This window comes from Craurococcus roseus (assembly GCF_039523795.1).
Classification (GTDB): domain Bacteria; phylum Pseudomonadota; class Alphaproteobacteria; order Acetobacterales; family Acetobacteraceae; genus Craurococcus; species Craurococcus roseus.
On sequence record NZ_BAAAFZ010000091.1, the window covers coordinates 1 to 5,158 of the forward strand.

The 5,158-nt window shown below is 73.5% G+C and carries 4 protein-coding genes; 1 reads left to right on the top strand and 3 read right to left on the bottom strand.

Annotated features, from left to right (window positions below; all coding sequences use genetic code 11):
• Positions 1–131 precede the first annotated feature (131 nt).
• From ABD067_RS23305 to ABD067_RS23315, 3 genes are read right to left on the bottom strand one after another with little or no spacing between them, the layout of a single operon-like run.
• On the bottom strand, positions 132–2,684 hold the full coding sequence (locus tag ABD067_RS23305) for a cbb3-type cytochrome c oxidase subunit I (protein WP_343897805.1): 2,553 nt from the start codon (positions 2,682–2,684) through the stop codon (positions 132–134).
• A complete protein-coding gene (locus ABD067_RS23310) occupies positions 2,681–3,691 on the bottom strand; it encodes a cytochrome c oxidase subunit II (RefSeq protein WP_343897806.1) in 1,011 nt (336 codons plus the stop codon). The genes ABD067_RS23305 and ABD067_RS23310 overlap by 4 nt, the downstream gene beginning before the upstream one ends.
• Positions 3,688–4,452 carry a cytochrome c oxidase assembly protein gene (locus ABD067_RS23315; RefSeq protein WP_343897808.1) on the bottom strand — a complete coding sequence of 255 codons (765 nt, stop codon included), beginning with the start codon at positions 4,450–4,452 and terminating at the stop codon, positions 3,688–3,690. Before ABD067_RS23315 ends, ABD067_RS23310 begins: the two co-directional genes overlap by 4 nt.
• A 114-nt stretch (positions 4,453–4,566) precedes the next feature.
• On the opposite strand from ABD067_RS23315, the gene ABD067_RS23320 reads away from it, so the two are divergent.
• Positions 4,567–5,158: FAD-dependent oxidoreductase (locus ABD067_RS23320; RefSeq protein WP_343897809.1), on the top strand; the 592-nt coding region annotated here is incomplete at its 3' end.

The following is a 5,158-nucleotide window of genomic DNA, read 5'->3' on the forward strand; positions in this document are numbered from 1 at the left end:
GCGCTCGCAGGCGAGCGCGTTCGCCGCGTACACCGCGAAGAAGTGCCCGGCCCAGACGAGCAGGCCGAGCACCGCCCAAAGCACCGGCGACGCGCCCCGCCGCCGCGTCTGGCCCGCCCCGCCCGGAGCGTTCACGCCGGGAGCATCCGCGGGAACAGGTGCAGCAACGCGAGGCCGGCGGCGCCCTGCGCGGCGACGTAGAGCGCGAACAGCGCCACCGCCTCCACCGTCACGCGCCGGGTGCCGTCCACCCGCCCGGCCAGGCGGCGCGCGGCGGCGTAGGCCGCCATGATCGCCAGCACCCCCAGGTGGAAGCCCTGCCACGCGACCAGGGCGTAGCCGGCCGCCCCGTAAGCGTGCGCGGTGGGCCGCGCCCCCGCGAACCAGTGCGCGCCGAGGTCGGCCGCGAAGCCCGCCGCCATCAGGAAGAAGCCGAGCAACGGCGCCCACCAACGCAGGGTGCTCCGCAGACGGAGGGACCGCATCGCCAGCCAGAACACCCCGGCGCCGGCCGCGTACAGGGCCGCGGCCGCCAGCCCCGGCAAGGCCAGCGGGAGCGAGGTGCCGGGGGGCGGCCACATGCCGTCGCCGTTGACGAGCCACAGGTACAGGTAGGAGCCGATCAGGCAGGCGTAGGCCGTGCCGTCCACCAGGAACAGGCAGGCCATCGCCCACCAGGACGTCGCGGAGGGCCCGGCGACGTAGGTGGGCAAGCGGTGGCCGCCGCCGATGTCGGCCTCCCGCGCCAGCGGGCCGTGGTCGGTGTCGTTCCACAGCCAGTGCAGGAAGCCCGCGAGCGCGACCAGCGCCGCCACACCCGCGGGGACGAGCGCCTCCACGGCGAGCGCCAGGAAGAAGACGGCGGTGCCCACGGCGGCGACGATGTGCGCCCAGCCCGACCCGGGCACGACGAGCACGTGCTGCGGCACCGCTTCGGCGGCGGAGGTGATCAACGCCTCGCGCCGCCCGGTGTAGGTCGCCGGCATGAAGTGGCCGCCCGCGTCCACCTCGCGCGCCAGTTCCGGGTTGTCCCAAAGCGGGTACCGCCCGGTGACGCGCGGCATGCTGCGCGGCCCGTGGTCGCCGTTGTTCAGCCATTCCAGGGTGCCGCTGTTCCAGGGGTCCTCCCCCGAGCCGACGGGCCGGTAGTGCAGCGCCACGTCCAGCAGCACCACGGCTGCGCCGGCCGCCACCATGAAGGCGCCGGCGGTGGACGCGACGTTCAGCCATTCCAGCCCCATCCCGGCGGGGTAGGTGTACACGCGCCGCGGCATGCCCATCAGGCCGGAAATGTGCATGGGGAAGAACGTCAGGTTGGTGCCGAGGAACAGCAGCCAGAAGCCGAGCTTGCCCAGGCGTTCGGAGAGCTGGGTGCCGAGCGCCGGCGCCCAGTAGTAGAAGGCGCCGATCAAGGGGAACACCATGCCGCCGATCAGCACGTAATGCAGGTGCGCCACGATGAAGTAGGTGTCGTGCGCCTGCCAATCGAAGGGTGTGACGGACACCATCACGCCGGTCAGGCCGCCGCAGACGAAGACGAACAGGAAGCCGAGCATGTAGAGGGTCGGCGTCGCCATCCTGACGCGCTTGCCGGAGGCGAAGGTCGCGATCCAGGCGAACACCTGGAGCCCCGAAGGGACGGAGACGGCGAAGCCCGCGGCCGAGAAGAAGGCCAGGCTCAGCGCGGGGATGCCCGTGGCGTACATGTGGTGCACCCACAGCCCGAAGGACAGGAACGCCGTCCCCACCACGGCCGCCACCACCAGCCCGTGCGCGACCAACGGCACGCCGGCCATCGCCGGGACCACCATCGACACCATGCCGGCCGCCGGCAGGAAGATCACGTAGACCTCCGGATGGCCGAAGAACCAGAACAGGTGCTGCCACAGCAGCGGGTCGCCGCCGCGCTCGGGCAGGAAGAAGGGCCAGTCGAAGGCGCGCTCCAGCTCCAGGAGCGTGCTCGCGACGATGACCGCCGGGAAGGCCAGCACCACCATGATGGCGAAGACCAGCATCGCCCAGGCGAAAAGCGGCATCCGGCCCAGCGTCATGCCCGGCGCGCGGCAGCGCAGGATGCCCACGATCAGCTCGATCGAGCCGGCGATGGCCGATATCTCGATGAAGCCGATGCCCAGCAGGTACATGTCGGTGTTGATGCCGGGCGAATGCGCCTTGCCGGTGAGCGGCGGGTACATGAACCAGCCGCCGTCCGGCGCCGCGCCGAAGAAGATGCTGGCGAAGAACGAAAAGCCGCCGATCGTATAGATCCAGTAGGAGTACGCGCCGAGGCGCGGAAAGGGGAACTCCCGCGCGCCCAGCATTCCCGGCAGCAGGTTGATCCCGACCGCCTCCACCGCCGGCACCGCGAACAGGAACATCATCACCGTGCCGTGCATGGTGAAGACCTGGTTGTAGGTCTCCGCGTCCACGATCCGCAGGCCGGGCCACGCGAGCTGCGCGCGGATGATCAGCGCCAGCACCCCCGCCAGGAGGAAGAACACCATCGCCGTCGCCACGAAGAGGGCGCCGACGTAGTTGTTGTTGACCTCCGACAGCATCCGCCAGCCGCGCGGGCGCTGCCAAGCGCGCTTCAGCGCCTCGAACTCGCCGGGCGGGCGCGGCAGCGGGTTCGGCAGGTCCGCGCGCGTCCCGGCCGAGGCGCCGTGGGTGTCGGGCGGGCTCACCGCAGCCCCTCCAACCAAGCGGACACGGCGAGGAGGTCTTCGCCCGGCAGCGCCTGGCCGTAGGAGGGCATGTTGTTGCCGGGCTTGATGTCCTGCGCGCCGGCGATCCAGCCCGCCAGCGCGGCGCGGTTGTTGGGCAGGGCGCCCGCGGCGAGGGACAGGCGCGAGCCCACGCGCGACAGGTCCGGCGCGATCCGCGCGTCCCACTCCGTGCCGCGCACCGCGTGGCAGGCACCGCAGCCGGCCTCGCCGAACACCCGCATCCCGCGCTCCGCAACCGGATCGGCGGGCGGTGGCACCGGGGCCTTTTGACGCACGAGCCAAGCCTCGAACTCCGCCGGCCCCTCCGACACGACCCAAAAGGCCATCAGCGCGTGTTGCTGGCCGCAGAACTCCGTGCATTGGCCGCGCAGCACGCCCGGCCGGTCGGCGCGCAGGCGCTGCACGTTGGCCCGGCCGGGGATCATGTCCATCTTGCCGTGCAGGTTCGGTATCCAGACGCTGTGGATCACGTCGCCGGAAAGGAGGGTGAGTTCCACCTCCCGCCCCACCGGCAGGCGCAGCTCGTTCGCCGTCACGGCGTCCGGGCCGGCGTCCGGGTAACGGATCTCCCACCAGTACTGGCGCGCGACGATCTCGACGCGGAGCGGCCGCGGGTCCGTGTTCGCCACCAGCGCGTTGGAGATGCCCAGGGTCCAGACCAGCAACGCCAGCAGGGTCGCGGCCGGCAACGCGACGCCGCCCAGGAACGCGAAGCGGCGCGAGGCCATCCAGCCGCGCCAACGCGGCGGCGCGAACACCGCGAGGCCCGCCAGCGCCATCACCAGCGCAAAGATGGCGGAGCCGCCCACGAACAGCACCCAGGAGATGCGTGCGATGCGCTCCGCCTGGACTCCCATGGGGTCCAGCACGGTTTGCACGCCCGAGCAGCCGACGGCGGCCGGGAGCGCCAGCGCCGCAAACACCGCCCGTCCGACGGCGGCGCGCGCGCGTGGCGGCGTCGTCACGCCCCGGTGCGCCGGACCGGCGGCGGCGCCGTTTCCGTCCCCAGCACCACACGCAGCAACGCCGGGACCGCGACCGCCGCGAAGGCGACGCCGCCCGGCACCCACATCAACAGCCCGCCGAGTTGCTGGTCTTCGAGCTGCGTCAGGCCCCAAGGCAGGGTGGTGTGGGCGTGCGGCGCGTAGAGGGCGCGCGGCGCGAAGGTGAGCAGGGCGCCGAGCGCCCCCATCTGCGACGCCGTGGCCAGCCCGCCCAGCAACGCCGCCTCCGGACGGGCGGCGCCGGAACCGAGCAGCCCGCGCCACAGCCACCACGCCGCGCCGAGCAAGGAAAGGTGCATGGCCCAGTACGCCGCGTCCGAGCGGAAGGTGGCGGCGTAAGGGCCCGGCAGGTGCCACGTCCAAAGCGCGGCGGCGAAGAGCAGGCCGGAGGCCGCCGCCTCGCCCGCGGTCGTCCGGCTCCGCTTCGGCAAGGCCGCGGCCAGCAGCGGCGCCGCCCCGAGCAGCACCAGCAGGTGCTGCCCCGCGCGAGCCGAGAACAGCGCGACGGAAAGGTTGCAGAGCGGCGACACGAGCGCCCCTGCCAGCAGCGCCCAACCCAGGAACAACGCGCGCCGGTCTGCCGCCCGGCCCCAGGCGAGCGCCAAGCCGAGGGCGAGCGTGCCGAGCAGCCAAGGATCGTCCAGCCGCCAAGCCACGCCGCCCGGCAGGGGCGGCGCGCCGCAATACGGCAAAGGATCGGGGAGGTCGCCGGTGCTGGGCATGTGTCTCGCCGATCCTTGTCCAACATCCGCTTCCGCGGCGCAACGCGCCGGCCCGCCGATTGTTCACCGGGCGGCGGCGTGACATCCCGGCGCGGCCGCGCCATTGGCAGGCCCATGCGCTCGACCAAGGCACCGGCCGCCGCCCCGCTTTTGACGCGCGAGGTCGTGCTGGCCGGCGCCGGCGCGGCACATCTGGTCGCGCTCCGCGGCCTCGCGCGCCAGCCGCTGCCCGCCGACACGCGGGTCACCTTCGTGGCGCGCGAGGCGGAGGCGATCTACTCGGGCATGCTGCCGGGCGTGCTGGCGGGGCGCCTTTCCAGAGAAGAAGCGACGATCGACCTGCCGGCGCTCGCCGCCGCGGCCGGGGCACGCTGGATCATGGCGGACGCCGCCGGCCTCGACCTCCCCGCAGGGTGCCTGCTGCGCCGCGAAGGGCCGCCCTTGCGCTTCGACCTGCTCTCCTTGTCGGTCGGCACGGTGCCCGCCCTGGTGCCCGGCGCGGCCGAGCACACGCTGGCGCTGCGCCCCCTCGACGCGTTCCTGGACGCGTGGGAGCGGCTGCTCGCCGGAGGCCCGCCACCGGGAAGGCTGCTGGTGGTGGGCGGCGGCGCGGCCGGCGTGGAGGTGGCGCTGGCCGCGGCCCGCGCGCTGGGCGGCGCGACCGCGGTGGCGCTGGCCCGCGGCAACGAGCGCCGGACGATGGAAT